The following is a 19,596-nucleotide window of genomic DNA, read 5'->3' as shown; positions in this document are numbered from 1 at the left end:
CTCTACCGCTGGGCGGCGGCCGCCGCCACCGCCTTGGACCAGAGCGCCAGCGCCTCGTCGACCTGCCCGGCCGTGACGGTCAGCGCCGGGATCATCCTGACCACGTTCAGGTGGACACCGCAGATCAGCAGCAGCAGGCCGAGGTCGGCCGCCGCCTGCTGGGCGCGCTTGGCGGTGTCCGGGTCCGGGGAGCCGTCCGGGTGGCAGAACTCGTTGCCGATCATCAGCCCGAGGCCCCGGACGTCGGCGATGCCCGGCGCTCCGGCGGCGACCGCCCGCAGGCCGTCCAGCAGCCTCGATCCCTGTTCGGCGGCGTTGTCGACCAGCTGCTCGTCCCGGATGACGTCCAGCGTGGCCAGCGCGGCGGCGCAGGCCACCGGGTTGCCGCCGTAGGTGCCGCCCTGCGAGCCGGGCCAGGCCCGCCGCATCAGGTCGGTCGGCGCGGCGATCGCGGACAGCGGGAAGCCGCTGGCCAGGCCCTTGGCGGTGATCAGGACGTCGGGCACCACGCCGTCGTGGTGCAGGTGGGCCCAGAACCGGCCGGTGCGGCCGAAGCCGGTCTGGATCTCGTCGACGACCAGCAGGATGCCGTGCCGGTCCGCGCGCTCGCGCAGCCCGGCGAGGAACCCGGCGGGCGCGGGCACGTAGCCGCCCTCGCCGAGCACCGGTTCGACGAACATCGCGGCGGTCTCGGAGGGGGCGCTGACGGTCGCGAGCACCTGGTCGAGCCCGCGCAGGGCGTGCTCCACGGCCTGCTCCTCGCTCAGCCCGAGGCTCAGGCCGAGCCGGAAGGCGTCGGGGAACGGCGCCACCGCGACACCGGGCATCACCGGGCCGATGCCCGCGCGGAAGCGGCTGCCGGCCGTGGTGAGCGCGGCAGCGCCCATGGTGCGGCCGTGGAAGGAGCCCTCGAAGACGATCACGTTCTGCCGGCCGGTGGCGTGCCGGGCGAGCCGCAGCGCCGCCTCCACCGCCTCGGTGCCGGCGGTGGCGTAGAACAGCGAGTCCAGGCCGGGCGGCAGCACCTCGCCGAGCCGCTCGGTGAGGGTGAGCAGGGGGTCGTGCAGCACGGTGGTGTACTGGCCGTGGATCAGCCGGCCGGCCTGCTCGCGCACCGCCTCCACCACGCGCGGGTGGCAGTGGCCGGTGCTGGTCACCCCCACGCCGGAGGTGAAGTCGAGGTAGCGGCGGCCGTCGGCGTCGAAGAGGTGGAGCCCTTCGCCGCGGGTGGCGACGACGGGGGTGGCCTGCTTGAGCACCGGGGAGAGCTGGGACACGAGGTCCGCCTTCCATGGGTCTGGGGGTACGGGTCGGTGGGGGCGCAGCTCACGGGGCGGCGGCGCGCCGAACGGGTCGGTACGGCGGACGGGGATCGGGGGTCGGTCCTGCGGACGGGAGTCGGTGCGGCGGACTGGAGTGAGTGCGGCGGGACGGGGGTCAGTGCGGCGGCGCGACGGGCGGCAGGTAGCCGGCCTCGGCGGCCCGGGTGAGCGCGGCCGACCACCACTGCGGGGTGGGCTCGGCGAACCGGACGCCCAGCCGGTCCAGCACGGAGGTGGTGTACGCGCGGTCCACCAGGACGTTGCGCTCCTCCTGGAGGGACCACGCGGCGGCCAGCCCCGCCGCCGTCGGGTGGTCGCGTTCGGCCCGGGCGATCGCCGCCGCGAAGGCCTCGTCGTCGGTGAGCCGGACGGGGTGGCCGTGGCCGGCGAGCCAGCGGACGAGTTCGTCGTGCGGCGTCTCGTGCGGGCTCTCGACGTGGTAGGCGCCGGGCGCGGCGTACGGGTCCAGCGCGATCGCGGCGATCCCGGCGGCCACGGTGTCGACGTAGGAGAACGCGTAGGTGGTGTGCGGCCGGCGCGGGGCGGCGCCGGCCAGCAGGTAGCCGCGGATCAGCTGGTAGATCCGGTTGTCGCCGATGTTGGCCTGGAAGGCGCCGGTCCGGCTGTGCGCCGCGATGTGGCCGCTGCGGTACAGGTAGGCGGCCCGCCCGGTGGCCGCCCAGGCGCGGACGGTCTGCTCGGCGGCGAACTTGGTCCGCTCGTACGGGGTGCGGAAGTGCTGGCCGATCCGCAGGTCGGCCTCGCTGAAGCGGCGGGGCGGGCCGTCCACGCCGCCCGCGACGGCGAGCGTGGAGACGTGGTGGACGCGGGCCTCCGGGGCGTGCTCGTCGATCCAGCCGAGCAGCCGCCGCACCGCGGCGTGGTTGGTCCGCTCCAGGTCGTCGGGCGAGGCCACCAGCCGGACGTCCGCGGCGGCGTGCACGACGAGGTGCGCGCCCCGGGCGCACGCCAGTCCGGCCGGGGACAGGCCCAGCCCCTCCCGGTCGATGTCCCCGGCGACGACCTGGATCCGGCCGTCGTCGGCGCCCGCGCCCAACCGCCGGACGGCGCCGGCGTCGTGCTCGGCCCGGACCAGGCAGGTGACGTGGGCGCCCCGCTGGACGAAGGCGTCGAGCAGGTGCCGCCCCAGGTAGCCGGTGGCGCCGGTGAGCAGCACCCGGGCGGGTTCGCGCACCGTGATGCGGGCCGCCGGTACGGCGGGTGCCCGGGTGCCGGGGTGGAGCAGTTGGCCGGAGGTCGACAGCGGCGCCCGGACGGGACGGGTGGCGGCACCGGCACCGGCACCGGCCTCGGCGGCCACCGTCCCGGCGAACGCGGCGACGATCCGCTCGGCGGCGGGGTGCGGCAGACCGGGCCACCCGTACACCAGGTCGGCGACCAGCCGGTTCTCCACGATGCGGGCGGTGAGGCGCAGGTCGTACAGCGGGTCTCCGCCGGTGCAACGGGCCACTCCGGCCTGCTCGTCCGCGACGGTCCAGTCCAGTGCGGGCTCGTCGGGCAGCCGGAAGGTGCCGAGGAAGTTGAACCCGGCGGCGGGGCGGGTGCCGGGGGCGTCCATCGCCTGGACGGGGGCCTCGCGCAGGCGCTGCGCGGCCCCCTCGGGGCCGGCCGACGCCTCGACCACCAGCCGCTTGACGGCGGTGAACCAGCCGACGGTGTCCAGGAATTCGCCCGGATCGCCGGCGGTGTCCCGGCCGTGGGTCTCCACCTCGACGGGCAGCCGCGGATGGCCGCTCCAGCCGGTCACGGCGTCGGCGAAGGCGGCCAGCAGGAAGGCCTCCAGGCCCGTCCCGCCGCCGTGGCGGCCGACCAGCCGGGCGGTGCCGTCCTCGTCGAGCGTCCAGCCGACGGCCGCCGGCTGCGCGCGGACCACGGGCGCCGGCGCGGACTCCGGAGAAACGGACTCCGGCGCGGACTCCGGAGAAACGGACTCCGGCGCGGACTCCGGAGAAGCGGGCTCCGGAGAAGGCGACACCGGCGCCTGGGGCGGCGGCGCGGCAGCGGCCCACTGGTAGAAGTCCGGGGTCGGCGGCAGGTCGGCCGGCTTCTGGTCGAGCACCGCCCGGTAGGCGTGGGCGAGGTCGTCCAGCAGGATGCGCCAGGACAGCCCGTCGACCACCAGGTGGTGCGCGATCAGGGCGAGCCGGTCGTCGGTGCCGGGCGGGCCGGTGAACAGGTGGGCGCGCAGCAGCCGACCGGCCAACGGGTCCAGACTGCGGTGGAGTTCGGTGCAGACCCCGGCGACGGTCTCGGCGATCGGGGCCGCCCCGCGCGGGATCCGGGAGAAGGACAGCGGGTCGAGGTCGGCCACCGGCCGGGGTGCCTCGTAGCCCTCCGGCGAGACGGGCCGCCGCAGCGCCGGGTGGCGTTCCAGGACGGCCGCGAGCGCGGCCGAGAGCGCGGCCGGGTCGACGGCCGTCCGGCAGCGCAGCAGCACGGACTGGTTCCAGTGCCGCAGGTCGTCGACGGACTCCTGGCGGTACAACCACCGCTGGGCGGGGGCGAGTCGACTCCCCCGGTCGCCGCCTCCGGTTCGCCCGGCCGGAGCGGCGGCCGGAACCGGTACGGCTGCGGCGGCCGCGGCCAGGCCGTGCGCGGTCGGGTGCCGGTAGAAGTCGTCGTAGTGGACGCGCAGGCCCGACCGGCGCAGGAAGGCGACGGTGCGCATGGCGAGGATGGAGTCCCCGCCGAGGTCCAGCACGTCGGTGTGCGGCCCGACCCCGGGCAGGCCCAGTGCGGCCGCCCAGAACCCGGCGATCGACCGGGCCAGCGCGTCCCCGTCCGAGGACGGCCCCGACTCCGCCCGGGCCTCGACCAGTTCGGCGACCAGCTCGGCCAGCCGCTCCCGGTCGAGCTTGCCGTTCGGCCCGACCGGGAACTCCGGCAGGGTCAGGACCGGCTGCGGCACGGAGTAGCCGGGCAGCCGGTCGCGCAGGTAGGAGCCGAGCCCGGCCAGCCCGGCGCCGTCGGCCGACAACCGTACGGCGGCCAGGAGTTGGTTCCCCACGGCGGTCTCCCGGACCAGCACCGCGGACCGGGCGACGCCCGGGAAGTCGTCCATCGCCCGCTCGATCTCGGCGAGGTCGACCCGGTAGCCCCGGATCTTGACCTGGCGGTCCACCCGGCCGAGGAAGACCAGGCTCCCGTCCGCCCGGCGGCGACACAAGTCGCCGGTGCGGTACATGCGTTCACCGTCGTGGCGGACGAAGCCGCGCGCCGTCTCGGCGGGCCGGCCGAAGTAGCCGGCGCTGACGCCCCGGCCGCCGATCAGCAGCTCCCCCACCGTGCCGTCGGGCACCGGCCGCCCGTCGCCGTCCAGCAGGACGAGCCGGACCTCGCCGATCCCGGTGCCGATCGGGACGGTCGGCTCCTCGGCCGGCAGCTGGCGGGCGGTGGCGGCGAGGAAGCAGGTGGCGCCGACGGTCGTCTCGGTCGGGCCGTAGTGGTTGACCAGCCGGGCGGTGACGCCGGTGTCGAGCAGGGCGGCCGCGAACGGGCGCGGCAGCGCCTCGCCGCCGAGCAGCACGGTGTGCAGGGGCGGGGCGTCGCCGGGCCGGCCCTCCAGCAGGACGGTCAGGTGCGAGGGGGTGGTCTTCAGCACGGACACCCCGGCGCGCCGCAGTGACGCCCAGAACGCCTCCGGGTCGCGCACCTCGGCGTCCGGCACCACGTGCACCGAACCGCCGACCGCGAGGGCCAGCAGCCAGGCGGTGTGGCCGAGGTCGGCGGCCAGCGTGGTGACGTGCGCGACGCACGGGGCGTCGGCCTCGGTGAAGCCCAGCCGGTCGGCCAGCGCCCGCGCGTAGTGCACCGCGTTGGCGTGGGTGACGGCCACCGCCTTGGGCTCGCCGCTCGACCCCGAGGTGAAGGACAGGTACGCGGGGTCCTCGGCCGCGCCCAGCATCAGCTCCTCGGCCCCGCAGAGCAGGAGGTCACCGGCCCCGCCGGGTATGAGGTCCTCGGTCGTACCGGGCATGAGGTCACCGGTCGTGCCGGGCGCGCTGCCCGGTGCGTCGGGCAGGCCCTGCGGCCCGGCCAGCCGGTCGACGTCCACCACCTCGGCCGGATGGCCCTCCGGCCCGGGGAAGGCCTCCTCGGTGCTGAGCACCCGGCCGATCCGGACGGACGCCAGCCGCCGGGCGAGGTCGGCCGCCGACCAGTCCGGGTCGGCCATCACCGCCGCCGCGCCCGAGCGCAGCACGCCGTGCAGCAGCACCAGCATGCGGGCGTCCCGGGGCCCGAGCAGGGCGACCCGGTCGCCCGGGCCGGTGCCGGACGCGGCCAGCAGGGCCGCGATCCGGCCCGCCGCGGCGTCGAGGGTGCGGTAGTCGAGGGTGCGGTCGCCATCCGTCAGGGCGGTCCGGTCCGGGTGCTCCCGGGCGAGCCGTAACAGGAACCCGGACAGCGACCGGCCGCACGACGCGGCAAACGCGGCCTGGTCGGACGACGTGGACGGCGTGGACGGCGTGGACGGTGTGGACCGGACGTGCTGCGTCGCGAAGGTCACTCCGGCTCGCCTCCCGTCCGGGCCGCCCGCCCGGCGCGGACCGCCCCGGTCGCGTGCGGGTCCGCGACCAGGGGGTCGCCCGCGAGGAACGCGTCCAGGCGCGGCCGGTCGGGCAGGCGTCCGGCCAGCTCCCAGGCCAGCATGCGGTGCAGGCCGTCGATGTGGATCAGTCCCTCCCGGACCAGCAGGTCCGTGTAGTCGGAGTGGTCGACCGCGCCGGTGCTCAGGTAGACGGGGGTGAACGGGGCCCACCTCAGCAGCCGGAGCTTGGCGGCGCAGACCGGGTTCGCGGCCGACCAGGCGGCCTCGTCGGAGCGGATGCGCTCGGCCGCCTCGGCCACCGTCAGGCCGGAGCGGGGCACGAGTTCGCGCGCGCCGCCCTCGCTCAGGTGCCAGGGCAGGACGACGCCGAGGACGTCCGAGCGCGAGAGCCGGACGCGCCACCAGCCGCCGGGGATCCGGCCGGCGCGTTCGACGTTCTCCTCGCCGTCCCGGTTGCTGTTCGCCTCGTGGGTGCGCTCCGCCGGGTGGTCCCGCAGGTAGGCGTGGTGGACCTCGGCGTAGGCGACGGCGGTGACGATCTCCACGCGGTGCTCCTCAGACAGTTCCGATCAGGCTGTTCCGATCAGCGTTCCGGTCAGGCTGTTCCGATCGACCGGTTCCGGTCAGGCGGTTCCGACGTACTCGGTGAAGTGCCGTTCCGCGAACAGTTCCGGCCACCGGCCCCCCGCCAGGCCGAGTTCACGGGCCCGGGCGAGCATCAGTCGCCAGTGCGGCTTCACCGGGCGCCAGCGCGCCCCCACCTGGCAGTAGGACGCGTCGATGAAGTACCGGGGCCTGCCCGGGCCGTCCGGCGCCGGTCTGCGGGTGTGGAACAGCGCCGAGTTGAGCAGCACCGTGGAGCCGGGCGGCAGCCGGTCGATGACCACCTCGCCGGGCAGTTCGGCGGTGCCGTGGTGGGCGTAGGCCGTCTTCCCGACGGTGCGCCGGTGCGAGCCGGGCAGGACGGCCAGGCTGCCGACCTTCTCGTCCAGGCCGCCGAGGTAGTGCAGCGCGTGGACCATCAGCAGCGACGGGTCGGCGCGGTCATTGGGTTCGCAGTCGTGGTGCCAGGCCTTGCCGGGGATCCCCGGGGCCTGGCGGTCGCTGTGCAGGTGGTGGAAGACGAAGGACGGCCCCATCAGACCGGACAGCGTCCGTAACAGCGGTGGGTGGGTGAGGAGTTCGCCGTGGGCCGGCAGTTCCAGTTCCAGCACCGGGGGCGGGCCGTGCCGGGCGGGGTCGGTGCAGGCGGCGATCGAGCGGGCCCGTAGGCCCTCGTCCACCCAGCGGTCGACCTCGGGGGCGAGCCTGGCCCCGAGCGGCTCCGGCACCAGGCCGGGCAGGACCAGGTATCCGGATTCCAGGAACTGGCGGTGTTGCTCGGTGTCTAGGGCTTCACGCCCTCCGGAAGTCTGCGTCACCGAACCGGCCCCCTCCTTCCGGATGACGGGTCGCACAGTCGGGCTCGGCGGATCGGACCTGAACGGGTTGTATGAAACGCACGGGATCATCCAGACCTCGGGTGGCGCCGGGTTCGTCCGTCGTCGCCACAGCTGACACACGTTCACCACGAAAGGGCACGAGTTGATCACGCAAGGTAGTCCGCTGAGGAGTATGAACCGTTGTTCGTGTCCACCACAAGACCATCGCCGACTCCTGGACACCTTCCCGCCACCGTGACGTTCAGCTCCAGCCACCGATCGACTCGTTCCCCACCCGAAACTCCTGACCCGTTGCGCCCCGATGATTCGCCGCTGACACAGCGGATGCGGCACAGTGACGTCATGAGCGGCGACACCAGGAGTCACGAGAGCGCCGGGCGGGGCCCCGTGACCAGGCGCCGTCCGGTCCAGCAGCGCAGCCAGGAGCGGTACGGCCGGATCCTCGACGCCTGCGCCGGGCTGCTCGACGAGGTCGGCGCCACCGCGCTCACCACGAAGGAGGTCGCCCAGCGCGCCCAGGTGCCGATCGGCACCCTGTACCAGTTCTTCGCCGGCAAGGAGGACCTGCTGGCCGCCCTCGCCGGCCGCAACCTCGACCGCTACCTCCAGCGGCTCGACCACCGGCTGGCGACCGCCACGCCCCTCGGCCCGGCCGGGTTCACCGACCTCGCGGTGGAGGAGTTCGTCGCGATGAAGCGCGAGGTGCCCGGTTTCGGCCAGCTCGACTTCGGCCTCGCCGACGCGACCGCCCCCGCCGGGCTGCGGGACGACCGGCACCTGCTCGACCCGGGCGTGGACAACAACACCGCCGTCGCGCTGCGCCTCCAGGCGCTCGGCGGCGAGGTGTTCGCCACCGGCGACCCGGCGGCGCTCACCCTCGCCCTGCGGGTCGCCCTGGAGGCCGCCGACGCGGTGCTCAAACTGGCCTTCCGCGGCGATCCGCAGGGCGATCCGGCGCTGATCGCCGAGTGCAAGCGGCTGGTCCGCGGCTACCTCGCGGAGCAGCCGCCCGCCGGCTGAGACCGGTCCCCGCACGCCCCTCGTGTCCCGCCCCGCCCCTTTCGTCCCGTCCGTCCTTCGGAGCCCGTCCGCCCGCGCCGTTGCGAGCCCGCCGCCGCCGCAGCACAGTGGAGAGCAGTGGAAAGCGGAACGGCCGCGGAGGCGGCCGCCACGACCCGAGGAGCAGACCATGCAGGCAGCGGTAGGTGACCAGCTCCACATCCACAGCAGGTCGGTGGGCATGACGGACCAGAAGGGCGAGATCGTCGAGGTGCGCGGCATCGACGGCGAACCGCCGTACGTGGTCCGCTTCGAGGACGGCCACGAGGGCCTGATCTACCCCGGCCCCGACTGCAACATCGAGCACCGCACGACGGACCGCTGACCGACTCCCCCACCGCCCCGCACCCCACCCGGGCGAGGTGGTGAGCAGCGGTGTCCGCCCCCGCGACCCCGCGGCCCGGAGCGCTCGCCGGGCTCGGCAGGCGCGGCAGGCTCGGCAGCCTCGGCTACCCGATCGGCCGTACCGGCGGGCGCGCCTTCGTCCGCCGCTGGGGCCGCTACGTGCTGCTCACAGCCGGCCGCGCGGCTCAGCGCAGCGGGAACACCTCGAACGGCGCCGCGAACCGCACCCCGAGCCGGCCGCCCGCTCCCCGCCCGGCACCCTCCAGGAACTCGCGCGCGTCCGCCATCGTCCCGCCCATCCCGGCGAGCCCGGCCAGGTACGCCTTGTGCTCCTCCAGCGAGGCCACGCCCAGGTCGAAGTGCTCGGTGGTGTCCACCGCGTGGCCCGACTCCGGCGAGGCCGCCGCCCACACCTGCCGGACGCCGTTCCACGGCTCGTGGCCCTCGGCCAGCAGTTCCCGGAACACCCACCGGTTGCCGGCGTCCCGAGCCCCGTCCAGGGCGGCCCGGCCGACCGCGATGTGGTCGGCCTGGTTGGGGGCGGTCCCGCCGTACGTGTCCCGGAAGTTGCTGGTGATCACGATGTCCGGCCGGTGCCGGCGCACCGCCCGGGCGATGTCGCGGCGCAGCGGCAGCCCGTACTCCACCATCCCGTCCGGGTACCCGAGGAACTCGACCACGTCGACGCCGACCACCCGCGCCGAGGCGATCTGCTCCGCCTCCCGCAGCGGCCCGCACTCCTCGGGGTCCATCGAGTCGATTCCGGCCTCGCCGCTGGTGACCATCACGTAGACGACCTTCTTGCCCTGCGACGTCCACCGTGCGACGGCCGCGGCGGCGCCGTACTCCATGTCGTCCGGGTGCGCGACGACGGCCAGCGCGGTCTGCCAGTCCTCGTCGACGGGCTGGTAGGGCTCGACGGCCTGCTCACTCATGGTGCTCGTCCCTCTCGGCGCGGCTCACGGTCGCCTGGTCCTGCGGTGGTTTCGCAGGCGACTCTAGAAGACCCGCCACGCCGACACCCCGCCGGACACCGCCCCGGGCCGGCGGGGTCGCCCCTGACGCAGCACGGCTCGCCCGGAACACCGCGACGGGGGAGGCGCGGTGTTCCGGGCGAGGTCTGTGGCAGGGAGCTAGCCGGCGTCCGGGGCGAGTCGGCCGTCGAGGGCCTCGGGGCGGGGCTCCGGGGCGGGCCAGCCGATCCGGGTGGCGCAGAGCGAGACGACCGCGGCGGAGACGGCGACGGCGGCCATGCCCCACACCAGGCTGGTGGCGTCGGCGATGAAGCCGATCACGGCGGGCCCGGCGAGCAGCCCGGTGGTGCCCATCGCGGCGACCAGGGAGAGCGCGTCCGGGCCCTGACGGGCCGCGGCGACGTAGACGCACGGGGTGACCGCCGCGACGCCGAGGCCGACGCAGGCGAAGCCGATCAGGGTCGGCACGACGCCGCCGACGAGCAGGGCGAGGGCCAGTCCGGCGCCGGCCAGCAGGCTGCCGGTCCGTACGATCCGGCCGTCGCCGAAGCGGGTGCGCCAGCCGTCCGCGAAGATCCGGGCGAGCACCATCATCACCGAGACGACGGCGATGCCCAGCGGGGCGAGCCCGGCGCCGGCGTTCACGACGTCCTTGAGGTACAGCGCGGACCAGTCGTTCATGGCGCCCTCGGTGACGGTGCCGAACACCATCGCCAGGCCCATCCAGAGGGTCGCCGCGGCCGGGAGGGCGAAGCGGCGGCGGTCCTTCTTCGCGGCCGACGCCTGCTCCTGGTCCGTTCCGTCCTGCGCCGCGGCCGGCGCGTCGTCCGTGAGCAGTCCGGGCCGGGCGGCCACGACCAGCACCGCGAGCAGCGCGGCGGCGATCCCGAAGTGCACGGCGAGCGTGCCGGTGAAGGCGGTGACGCCGGAGGCGAGCAGCGCGGCGAGCAGCGAGCCTGCGCTGAAGGTGGCGTGCAGGCGGGACATGGTGGTCCGCGCGTAGCGGGCCTCCAGCGCCGCGCCCTGGGCGTTCATCGCGACGTTCAGGCAGCCCACGGCGACGCCGTCGCAGAACAGCACCAGCAGGGTGAGCGGGTAGTTGGGCACCACGGACAGGGCGACCAGGACGACGCCGAGGGCGAGCGCGGAGAGCACGGACAGCAGGCGGGAGCCGAACCGCCGCATCAGCACCGCGACCAGCGGGAAGGACACCGCCGCGCCGACCCCGCAGGTCATCAGCAGCAGGCCGATCTGGGCCTCGCCGAGGTCGAGCCGGGTCTTCAGCGCGGGGATCCGGGAGACCCAGGTCGCGTACTGGAATCCGAGCAGGAAGAACAGTGCGGCGATGGCCAGTTGGGACCGGCGGAAGTCGTCGCGAACGGGGGACATGTGCATCAGCCCACTTCGGCTCTGGGTGGGAACCCGAGGGACGGGTCGGTGGAGGGGGTCAACGCCTGGATGGCGGCCTGAACGGCGGCCGGGGAGGCGGCCGGGGCAGCGACGGCGGCCGGGGAGGCGGCCGGGCTCAGCGGCTTCGCCATGTAGAGCGCCTCGGGGCCATAGCTCCCGGGCAGTCCGATCTCGGGGCGGGCGCGGTAGCCCAGCGGGGCCCACACCACCTGCGAGCCGCGGACGGCGACCAGGGACATGGTGCGGTAGCCGCGGGCCCGGGCGGTCTCCTCCAGGCCGCGCAGCATCCGGTGGGCCAGGCGACGGCCGCGCAGCTCCTCGGCGACGACCAGGTCGTGGAGGTGCATGTTGGTCGCGCGGACGCCGCCGGCCTCGGCCCGGCTGAGGTCCGGGCACTGGAACAGCGGGTAGGGCAGGGCCAGCAGGTAGCCGCCGAGGCCGCCGGCGTGCTCCAGGACGAAGCAGGTGTCGGGCGAGGCGCGGTGGCGGGAGCGCAGCGCCTCGCGGCCTTCGGACAGGCCGCTGGCGGCGTAGGCGCGCTCCTCCAGCGCGACGACGCCGTCCCAGTCGTCCTCCTGGAGCACCCGGATGCGGAGGTCGGTCGTCATCTGCCGGTGTCTCCGTCCGGGCCGCCGGTCCCGCCGATGCAGGTGTAGGGCAGCGGCTCGAAGCCGTTGAACCCCCGGGTGGTGTAGGCGGTGGCGTAGGCGCCGCAGGAGTGGATCCAGACCGGTTCGCCGGAGGCGATCGCGCGCGGGACGCGGACCAGGCCGTCCTCCTGGGCGTACGCGTCGTCGCTGTCGCAGGTCGGGCCGGCGACGACGGCGTTGACGAACTGGCCGCCGGGGTGGGTGGGGAATTCGAGCCGGTACTGGAGCTCGTCCATCTCGTACAGGCCGTTGAACTTGCCGCAGCTCAGGAAGAGCCAGTCCTCGCGGGTGCCGTCGAGCTGGTGCCGGGAGGAGAGCCGGGCGACGTGGGCGCGGATCGCGCCGTGGTCGGCGACCAGGTGCCGGCCGGGCTCCAGCAGGAAATCCAGCGGCGCGGCGTTGACGGTGCGCAGCCGGTCCATGCCCTCGCGGATGACCGCGAACATCTTGTCCAGCGGCGGGTCGAGCGGGCGGCCGTGCCGGTCCAGGACGCCGAGGGCGGGCAGGCCGCCGCCGAGGTTGATCCGCTGCGGGGTGATGCCGCGCCAGTTGAGCGCCTCCAGGACGGCGGCGAGCGAGTCCACGGCGGCGCCCCAGGCTTCGGCGGTCATCTGCTGGGAGCCGACGTGCACGGAGAGTCCGGACGGGGTGAGGCCGGCCGAGCGGGCGGCGTCCAGGACGCGCAGGGCGTCCTCGGGCGAGCAGCCGAACTTGCGGCTCAGGCCCCACAGGGCGCCGTCGCCCGAGGTGGCGACCCGGCAGAACACCCGGGAGCCGGGGGCGTGTTCGGCGATGGCGGCGACGTCCTCCAGGCTGTCGGTCGCGAAGTCGCGCACGCCCAGCCGGTAGGCCTCGGCGATGTTGCGGTCGGACTTGATGGTGTTGCCGTAGTGGATGCGGTCGGGGCTCACCCCGGTGCGCAGGGCCTGGGCGATCTCCTGGGGGCTGGCCGCGTCGAAGCCGGAGCCGAGGGCGGCGAGGCGGCCGAGCACCTCGTCCACCGGGCAGGCCTTCATGGCGAACCGGACGGCGACGTCGGGCAGTTCGCCGATCAGGTCGGTGTACTGGCGCTCGATGCCGTCGAGGTCGTAGATGATCCGGTCGTCGGTGGCGGCGGCGAGGGCGGCGCGGATCGCCGTCCGGTCGTGCGCGGCCGGGTCGGGCGCGACGCCGGTGTGGGCGGTGGTGTGGTGCGCCGGGGCGCGGTGGGCGATGGTCTGACGTATCACGAATGGCTCCCGGTGCGGCTACCGCGGCAGCCGGTCGGCGGGCGTGGCCTTGCTCGCCCGCATGAGCGGGCCCCACGCGTCGATCAGCAGCGCGAAGTCCTCGATGTCCGCCTGCGCTTCGTCGAGCAGACGCGCCCGCTCGGGCGCCAGGTGGTCGGCGAACTCGGCGTACTTCCCGCCGAGTCGCCGGTAGCAGTGGTCCAGCGCGTCGAGCCGTCGGTGGTTCTCCGCGCGGTCCGTCGCGGCGCTGCGGCGGGCGGAGTCGGCGATGACGTCGGCGCGGATGCGGTTCGCCTCGTCGAGGAGGGCCCCGCCGGCCGCCTCCATCTCGGAGTAGACCGGGTACAGGTAGAGCATGGAGAGCAGGAACTTGGCGTAGCGCAGCTGGTAGGCGGTGAAGCCCGCGCCGGTGCGCCGTTCCGGGGTGTAGTAGTTGACGATGTGCCGGTTGTGGACGACGCCGGGCAGGGTGGCGTCGCGGACGAGGTGCAGCAGGAAGTAGTCGCTGCCGATGGTGGCGGTGGCGGGCGGCAGCGGGACGCGGTCGTAGACCTCGTGGTCGAGGGCGACGTTGCACATGTCGATCCGCCAGATGTCGGGCAGGTCGAGCACGGCGCGGTCGTGGCGGAACGGGTCGGTGCCGCCGCCGGTGAAGGAGTCGGCGACGAGTTCGCGGCGTTCCTGCTCGCTCGCGCCGGTGGGCGCCCAGAGCCCGACGACCTGGTGGTAGGCGTCCGGGTCGAGTTCGCGGATCTCGCCGATGTCGACGGAGAGTTCACCGACGAAGGAGCCGCCGACCAGGGCGACGGGCTTGTCGGCGTGCACCGGGTCGAGGGCGACCTCGGTGACGGCGGCGGCCGCGTCGGCCGCCTTGAGGCCGAGCGTGGCGAGCTCGTGCTCGATGGGGAACACCGGTTCGCCGTCGAGCAGTTGGTACGCGCTGTCGGAGTCGCGGCGGTGCACGGAGGCGCAGCCGAGCGCGCCGGCGAGCAGGAACGCCCGGTTGGTGCAGGCGCCGTAGGAGACGGCGTCGGGGAGCATCAGGTCGAGCAGGTGCTCGCCGAGCGGCCCGTCCGCCGGGCCGGCGGCGCCGGAGCGCTCGATCACGTCGCGCAGGAAGCCGCGTTGGGCGGCCTCGTCGAGGTGGTGGACGACCACCTCCCCGGTCCCGGAAGCGGTGCCGGAGGCGGTCCCGGAAGCGGTGCCGGAAGCCGTGCCGAAGACGGCATCGGATGCGGTACCGGGCGTGACACCGGACCCGACGGCACGCAGCGCGGCGACGGCCTCGGCGTGCCGCCGGTAGGTGGCCGGGTCGGCGGAGTCCAGGATCAGCAGGTGCACCCGGACGCCGAACCGCCGTGCGGCGTAGGCGGCTTCGGCGCCGATCGCGGCGATGGTGGCCGCGCACTCGCGGTTGGTGGGCAGCGTCAGGCAGACGGCGCGCATGCCGGCTCCCCCGCGGACTCGGCGAGCTGCTGCGGGGCGGGCCGGTCGTCCGTGGACTCCGGGTCGCGCCAGGAGCGCAGGCCGAGCAGCCGCTCACCGAGTTCGGTGAGTTCGGCGGGCCCGTAGCGCAGCGACTCGTGGCGGGTCGCGTCGCCGACCAGGGTGCGGTTCCAGTCCGGGGTCGCGAGGGTGCGCCAGGACTCCACCCGGGAGCGGCGCATCTGCGCGGCCTCCTCCAGCGCGGGCATCATCGACAGGTACTGCACGGCGCGGACGCCGTTCTCGGAGGTGTTGCGGGCGACGCCGTGGGCGAGCAGGCCGTTCCAGATCAGCAGGTCGCCGGCCTTCAACTCGGGCCGTACCACCGGGAACTCGGTGCGGTCGACGTCCGGGCGGATCGGGTCGCGGTCGGCGGCCTGGGCGGCCTGCCACTCGTTGAAGCGGCGGAACAGCTCCGGGTTGCACTGGAAGCCGCCGTGGTCGGGCCGGGTGTCGTCGAGCGCGATGATGCCCTGGACGCGCTGGGGCAGCATGCCCTGGGTGGTGTCGACGTCCCAGTGCAGTTCGATGTCGAAGCCCCGGTCGGTGGGCTCGATCAGCGCGCGGTCGCGGTTGCGGATGTTCGGCGGGTTGAGGTTGAGCCGGTCGAGGGTGACCCAGAGCTCCTCGCAGTCCCAGACGTCGACGAAGGCGTCGTAGACCCGCCGGGCCTGTCTGCTGTCCCAGATCAGCTGGTGGTGGTAGGCCTCGACGAAGCCGTAGATGTGCAGTTCCCGGTCGAGGTCGTCGCGGTAGTCGCGTTCGCGGTACCAGTCCTCGGGGCGGTCGGGCGAGAGGCCCTGGAAGTCCCAGGCGAAGTCGAGCAGGCGCCGGGCGGCCTCGGCCGGGATGGCCTCCTTGACCACGACGTAGCCGTAGGTCTGCCAGAACGCGAAGTCCTCCTCGGAGAGCACCCGCAGCGGGCGCTCCTTGCGGACCTCGCGCAGCGCCGTGCGCGCGAGGTAGCTCTCCCCGTCCTCGCTGAAGTAGGGGCGCGCCGAGGCGGCTCGGTGCAGATATCCGTCAGGGCTCGGCATGGGCAGTCACTCCATGGTTCGTAGTCGACGCAGCGCTTCCTGGACGCACAGTGCGGGCACGGCGAGCCGACGGCCCGTCACCGGCCGTGCGTGGAATTCAGCTCGTGGACCGCATGCCGTCCGCATACGCTCCGCCTCGCCCGGGCCCCGACCGTGCGAGGTTCCGCCACGTCAGGGGGCCAACTCGTCGGTCCGGCACGGCCTCTCACCCTGCCTCAGCCCCGGCCGAACCGCGCCCCTCATACGTTGGACTAGACCAACTAATGGTGTCAACCCTCGACGGCTGGTTACCAATAGGGAAATCCGCGCAGTTCAGATGGCCCCTCGGGGTTCGCTTTATGTTTCGGAGAGTGACATAAGTCGGGGTATGTTTCGGGAATTGACATACCCGGACGTGAACCGAAACGAGTTCCCCAGCGTTGCACCCCGTCCTTCGCGCCGTACGTTGGGCCTATGGCACACCGCCCCGCCGCCACCCGGCTCACCCCGCCCGGCTGGCTGACCGCGAGCCTGCGCCCCAAGGCCGCGCCGGTCCCCTGGGCCGCCGCCGCCCGGGCCTCGGTGGCGCTGGCCGCGCCGCTCGCGGTCGGCACGGCCACCGGCCGGCCCGGGTACGGCGCGCTGGTGTCGATGGGCGCGCTGTCCGGAGTCATCGGGGACACCGCGGACGCCTACCGGATGCGGGTGTTCAACATCGCCGTGCCGCAGCTCTTCGGCGCCCTCGGGATCCTGCTCGGCACCCTGGTGTACGGTGCGGGCTGGACGGCCGTCGCCGTGCTGACCGCCGTCGCCCTGGTCTCCGGCATGATCTCCTCGATCGGCGCGGTCGCGTCGGTGTCCGGACTGCTCCTGCTGCTCAACGCGGTGGTCGGCGCCGGACTGCCGCTGCCCTCCCCCTGGTGGCTGCCACCCGGACTGCTGCTGCTCGGCGGCCTGTTGGTGCTCGGCCTCACCCTGCTCGCCTGGCCGCTGCGCGGCGGCGCGCCGGAGCGCTCCGCCGTGGCCGGCACCTACCGGTCGGTCGCCGACTTCCTGGAGGCCGCCGGCACCCCCGGCGCCGACGACGCGCGGCAGGCGCTCACCCAGTCGCTGAACCAGTCCTACGACCTGCTGCTCGCCCGGCGGGCCCGCCGGCACGGCCGCTCCCCCACCCTGGTCCGGCTGCTCGCCCAGCTCAACGCCGCCATCCCGGTGGTGGAGGCCGCCTCGGCGGCGCAGCTGCGCCCGCGCGAGTACGGTCCGCTGCCGCCCGACTACCCGGCGGCGGTGCGCGAGCTGGCCGCGGCCGTCGAGCGGGGCCGCGTCGGACCGACCCCGCCGCCCGCACTGCCCGATCCGGCCGGACCGTCCACCCGCGCCCTGGTCGCCGCGATCGGCCACGCCCGGGCCGTCGCGCACGAGCCCGCACCCGACCCGTACGCCGGCGACGACCCGCTCGGCCGCCCCGCCGCACTGCAGGTCCGCGCCCGCCGGGCCACCCACGCGCTGCTGCTGTCCCGGGCGTCCTGGCGGTACGGGCTGCGGCTGGCGCTGTGCATCGGCCTCGCCCAGATCCTGGTGTCGGTGATCGCGGTGCCCCGCTCGTACTGGGTGTCACTGACCGTCACCTTCGTGCTGAAGCCCGACTTCGGCTCGGTGTTCTCCCGGGCGGTGCTGCGCGCGCTCGGCACCGCCGCCGGGCTGCTGATCGCCATTCCGGTGCTGGCCGAGGTGCCGCACGGCTGGTGGGACGTGCCGGTGATGGCGGCGCTGGCGACCCTGATCCCGGTGCTGTCGGCGAAGGGGTACGCGTTCCAGACCGCGGCGATCACCCCGGTGATCCTGCTGCTCTCCGACCTGCTCAACCACCGGGGCTTCCACCTGGTGCTGCCCCGGCTGTACGACTCGCTGATCGGCTGCGGCATCGCGCTGCTGACCGGCTACCTGCTGTGGCCGGACTCCTGGCACACCCGGATCGGGGAGCGGCTGGCCGACGCCGTCGCGGACACCGCCGCGTACGTCTCGCTGGCCTTCACCACCGCGCCCGGGGCCGACCAGCCGGCCCGCGCACGGTACCGGCGGCGGCTCTACCGGGACCTGTCCGCCGTGCGCAGCGAGTTCCAGCGGGCGCTCACCGAACCGCCGCCGGTCGGGGCCCGGGCCGAGGCCTGGTGGCCGCTGGTGATCGCGGTCGAGCGGATCGTGGACACCACGACCGCCACCCGGGTCCGGGTCGAGCACGGCGCTCCGGCGCCGTCCCCGGCCGAGGTCGGCGCCGTCGTCCGGGAGCTGGGCGACCTGGCCGGGGCGCTGCGCAGCGGCGGGCCGCTGCCCGAGGCCGGGCCGGACGTCCTGCCGCCCGACTGCGCGCTGGGCCGGCTGCACCGCGAGGTGCAGGCGGCGCGGGCGGTGGTGCCCAGCTGAGGGCCGGGTCGGCCGGGGGCCGGGTCGGCCGGGGGCCGGGTCGGTCCTGGAGCACCCGCCTGGCGCTCGTCCCGCCGGAGGCCCGGCCCGTCCCCTCGAACGCCCGGCCCGTCCCGTCGAAGCCCGGGCCGGCCCCGCGGAGGGGTCAGTCCTGGATCCGGCGCCAGGGCCGGTCCGCCTCCAGTTCGAAGGCCAGCTCCAGCAGCAGCCGCTCCTGCCCGTGCGCGGCCGAGAGGTGCACGCCGATCGGCAGGCCGCTCGGCGCGGCGCCGGTGGGCAGGGCGATGCCGGGGCCGCCGGTCACGTTGTTGACCGGGGTGAAGGCCACGTAGCGCTGGAGGCGCTCGATCAGCTCGTCGAAGGCCACGTTCGGGCTGAGGTGGCCGATCGGCGGGGCGGCGTGCGCGAGGACCGGCGAGAGGATCGCGTCGTGAGTGCGGAAGAGGCCCGCGTAAGCGGCTTCGGCGGCGCGCAGCCGGCGCAGCACGGCCGGGGTGTGCAGGAACTCCCGCTGGTAGAGCCGGCGCAGCCCGGTGGTCAGGCCGTCGAGCCGGTTGATCCGGAAGCTGCGGTCCAGCACCAGCCGGCCGCTGACCGCGATGGCGAAGGCGATGCAGCCCCAGTAGAGGACGAAGTCGCGGGAGAACTCCTCGCCGAACGGCAGGGTGGTCTCCTCGACGTGGTGGCCCAGCGCCTCCAGCCGGGCGGCGGTCTGCTCGACGGCGGTGCGGGTGGGTCCGTCGGTGGTGGCGAGCGGCGAGTCCACGACCAGTCCGATCCGCAGCCGGCGCTGCCCCGGGCCTTCGACCAGGCCGAGCGGGGGCAGCGCGGGGTTGCGGTGGTGGCGCTCGGCGGCGGCGTAGAAGGCGGCGGTGTCGCGGACGGAGCGGGTGAGCACGCCGTCGGTGACGAGGTCGATCGGCAGCTTGCCGCCCTGGGCGTTGGTGACCAGGCGGCCCCGGGTGGGCTTGAGTCCGACCAGTCCGCAGCAGGCGGCCGGGATGCGGATCGATCCGCCGCCGTCGTTGGCGTGCGCGATCGGCACCACTCCGGCGGCGACCAGTGCGGCCGAGCCGCCGGAGGAGGCGCCGGCCGAGTGCGAGGGCTTCCACGGGTTGCGCACCGGCTGGGCGGTGGCGAACTCGGTGGAGGCGTTGAGGCCGAACTCGGGCAGCCGGGTCTTGCCGAGGACGGCGAGGCCGGTGGCGAGGAACTGGTCGGTGAAGCGGGAGTTGCGCCGGGCCGGGCGGGCCTGGAAGGCCTCACTGCCCATGCCGGTCGGCAGACCGCGCAGGTCGACGTTGTCCTTGAGGAAGGTGGGGACGCCGTACAGCGGGCCGTCGGTGCCGTCCGGGCCGAGCCGGGGCCGGTCGTAGGACGAGTGGGCGACGGGGGTGAGCGCCCGGTCGACCCGGGCGGCGCGGGCGGCGGCGGCCGCGGCCAGTTCGGCGGGGGCCACCTCGCCGGCGCGGACGAGGGCGGCCAGGGCCACGGCGTCGTGCGCGCCGAGGGCGTCGTCGGTGAACCCGTGGGCCCGCTCGTCGGTCATCCGAACTCCCCAATCCCTACTGACCGGTAGTCGCGCAAGAGTTCGCAGTGTAGGCGCGGGGCCGCGCCCAGGGATACCCCGCCCCCGGCGCCCGCCGCCGAACCCTGACGGCGCACGGGCG

General features: G+C 74.9%; 14 protein-coding genes. 3 read left to right on the top strand and 11 right to left on the bottom strand.

What is annotated here, in order from left to right:
- Positions 1-2: 2 nt before the first annotated feature.
- The 4 genes from ACFVTF_RS13440 to ACFVTF_RS13425 all read right to left on the bottom strand — a co-directional run bounded on the left by ACFVTF_RS13440 (position 3) and on the right by ACFVTF_RS13425 (position 7,313).
- Complete coding sequence (locus ACFVTF_RS13440; RefSeq protein ID WP_371521711.1) at positions 3-1,277, bottom strand: aspartate aminotransferase family protein; 1,275 nt, start codon at positions 1,275-1,277, stop codon at positions 3-5.
- Positions 1,278-1,437: 160 nt separating this feature from the next.
- Positions 1,438-5,850: an amino acid adenylation domain-containing protein gene (locus tag ACFVTF_RS13435; protein ID WP_387813119.1), complete on the bottom strand. Its 4,413-nt coding sequence runs from the start codon at positions 5,848-5,850 to the stop codon at positions 1,438-1,440.
- On the bottom strand, positions 5,847-6,437 hold the full coding sequence (locus tag ACFVTF_RS13430) for a DUF6309 family protein (protein ID WP_387813116.1): 591 nt from the start codon (positions 6,435-6,437) through the stop codon (positions 5,847-5,849). The genes ACFVTF_RS13435 and ACFVTF_RS13430 overlap by 4 nt, the downstream gene beginning before the upstream one ends.
- Positions 6,438-6,515: 78 nt before the next feature.
- Positions 6,516-7,313: a phytanoyl-CoA dioxygenase family protein gene (locus ACFVTF_RS13425; RefSeq protein ID WP_371521705.1), complete on the bottom strand. Its 798-nt coding sequence runs from the start codon at positions 7,311-7,313 to the stop codon at positions 6,516-6,518.
- Between the two features lie 363 nt (positions 7,314-7,676).
- Between ACFVTF_RS13425 and ACFVTF_RS13420 the strand changes: the two genes are divergently transcribed.
- Together ACFVTF_RS13420 and ACFVTF_RS13415 are read left to right on the top strand one after the other, a co-directional pair.
- Positions 7,677-8,354, top strand: a complete 678-nt coding sequence (locus ACFVTF_RS13420) for a TetR/AcrR family transcriptional regulator (protein ID WP_387813113.1) — start codon at positions 7,677-7,679, stop codon at positions 8,352-8,354.
- Positions 8,355-8,523: 169 nt separating this feature from the next.
- Positions 8,524-8,718 (top strand): DUF1918 domain-containing protein, encoded by a 195-nt coding sequence (locus ACFVTF_RS13415; protein ID WP_387813111.1) that lies wholly within the window; start codon positions 8,524-8,526, stop codon positions 8,716-8,718.
- Between the two features lie 205 nt (positions 8,719-8,923).
- Here the strand turns inward: ACFVTF_RS13415 and ACFVTF_RS13410 are convergent, their stop codons facing one another.
- The 6 genes from ACFVTF_RS13410 to ACFVTF_RS13385 form a co-directional block, all read right to left on the bottom strand.
- Positions 8,924-9,673 (bottom strand): PIG-L deacetylase family protein, encoded by a 750-nt coding sequence (locus ACFVTF_RS13410; RefSeq protein WP_387813108.1) that lies wholly within the window; start codon positions 9,671-9,673, stop codon positions 8,924-8,926.
- A gap of 198 nt (positions 9,674-9,871) precedes the next feature.
- The gene (locus ACFVTF_RS13405; RefSeq protein ID WP_387813106.1) at positions 9,872-11,101 is read right to left on the bottom strand and encodes an MFS transporter; all 1,230 of its coding nucleotides are present in this window, start codon (positions 11,099-11,101) and stop codon (positions 9,872-9,874) included.
- Positions 11,102-11,106: 5 nt separating this feature from the next.
- On the bottom strand, positions 11,107-11,730 hold the full coding sequence (locus tag ACFVTF_RS13400; RefSeq protein WP_387813103.1) for a GNAT family N-acetyltransferase: 624 nt from the start codon (positions 11,728-11,730) through the stop codon (positions 11,107-11,109).
- Entirely contained in the window at positions 11,727-12,905 is a 1,179-nt protein-coding gene (locus ACFVTF_RS13395; RefSeq protein ID WP_371522983.1) for a type III PLP-dependent enzyme, read from the bottom strand. The genes ACFVTF_RS13400 and ACFVTF_RS13395 overlap by 4 nt, the downstream gene beginning before the upstream one ends.
- Before the next feature lie 114 nt (positions 12,906-13,019).
- Complete coding sequence (locus ACFVTF_RS13390; RefSeq protein WP_387813100.1) at positions 13,020-14,447, bottom strand: DUF6271 family protein; 1,428 nt, start codon at positions 14,445-14,447, stop codon at positions 13,020-13,022.
- Entirely contained in the window at positions 14,429-15,523 is a 1,095-nt protein-coding gene (locus ACFVTF_RS13385) for a phytanoyl-CoA dioxygenase family protein (protein WP_387813097.1), read from the bottom strand. The genes ACFVTF_RS13390 and ACFVTF_RS13385 overlap by 19 nt, the downstream gene beginning before the upstream one ends.
- Before the next feature lie 453 nt (positions 15,524-15,976).
- On the opposite strand from ACFVTF_RS13385, the gene ACFVTF_RS13380 reads away from it, so the two are divergent.
- A complete protein-coding gene (locus ACFVTF_RS13380) occupies positions 15,977-17,926 on the top strand; it encodes an FUSC family protein (protein WP_387813094.1) in 1,950 nt (649 codons plus the stop codon).
- 145 nt (positions 17,927-18,071) lie between these two features.
- Here ACFVTF_RS13380 and ACFVTF_RS13375 read toward each other — a convergent pair whose 3' ends face one another.
- On the bottom strand, positions 18,072-19,475 hold the full coding sequence (locus tag ACFVTF_RS13375) for an amidase (RefSeq protein ID WP_387813092.1): 1,404 nt from the start codon (positions 19,473-19,475) through the stop codon (positions 18,072-18,074).
- Positions 19,476-19,596: the final 121 nt, after the last annotated feature.

The sequence above is a fragment of the Kitasatospora sp. NPDC057940 genome (assembly GCF_042887425.1).
GTDB lineage: Bacteria > Actinomycetota > Actinomycetes > Streptomycetales > Streptomycetaceae > Kitasatospora.
Note: the sequence above shows the minus strand (reverse complement) of the source record. Positions and strands in the feature narration are given on the sequence as shown.

Coding starts and splice junctions, on each gene's coding strand:
- ACFVTF_RS13420 (WP_387813113.1), top strand. CDS start 7,677: ATGAGCGGCGACACCAGGAGTCACGAGAGCGCCGGGCGGGGCCCCGTG.
- ACFVTF_RS13415 (WP_387813111.1), top strand. CDS start 8,524: ATGCAGGCAGCGGTAGGTGACCAGCTCCACATCCACAGCAGGTCGGTG.
- ACFVTF_RS13410 (WP_387813108.1), bottom strand. CDS start 9,673: ATGAGTGAGCAGGCCGTCGAGCCCTACCAGCCCGTCGACGAGGACTGG.
- ACFVTF_RS13405 (WP_387813106.1), bottom strand. CDS start 11,101: ATGTCCCCCGTTCGCGACGACTTCCGCCGGTCCCAACTGGCCATCGCC.
- ACFVTF_RS13400 (WP_387813103.1), bottom strand. CDS start 11,730: ATGACGACCGACCTCCGCATCCGGGTGCTCCAGGAGGACGACTGGGAC.
- ACFVTF_RS13390 (WP_387813100.1), bottom strand. CDS start 14,447: ATGCGCGCCGTCTGCCTGACGCTGCCCACCAACCGCGAGTGCGCGGCC.
- ACFVTF_RS13385 (WP_387813097.1), bottom strand. CDS start 15,523: ATGCCGAGCCCTGACGGATATCTGCACCGAGCCGCCTCGGCGCGCCCC.
- ACFVTF_RS13380 (WP_387813094.1), top strand. CDS start 15,977: ATGGCACACCGCCCCGCCGCCACCCGGCTCACCCCGCCCGGCTGGCTG.
- ACFVTF_RS13375 (WP_387813092.1), bottom strand. CDS start 19,475: ATGACCGACGAGCGGGCCCACGGGTTCACCGACGACGCCCTCGGCGCG.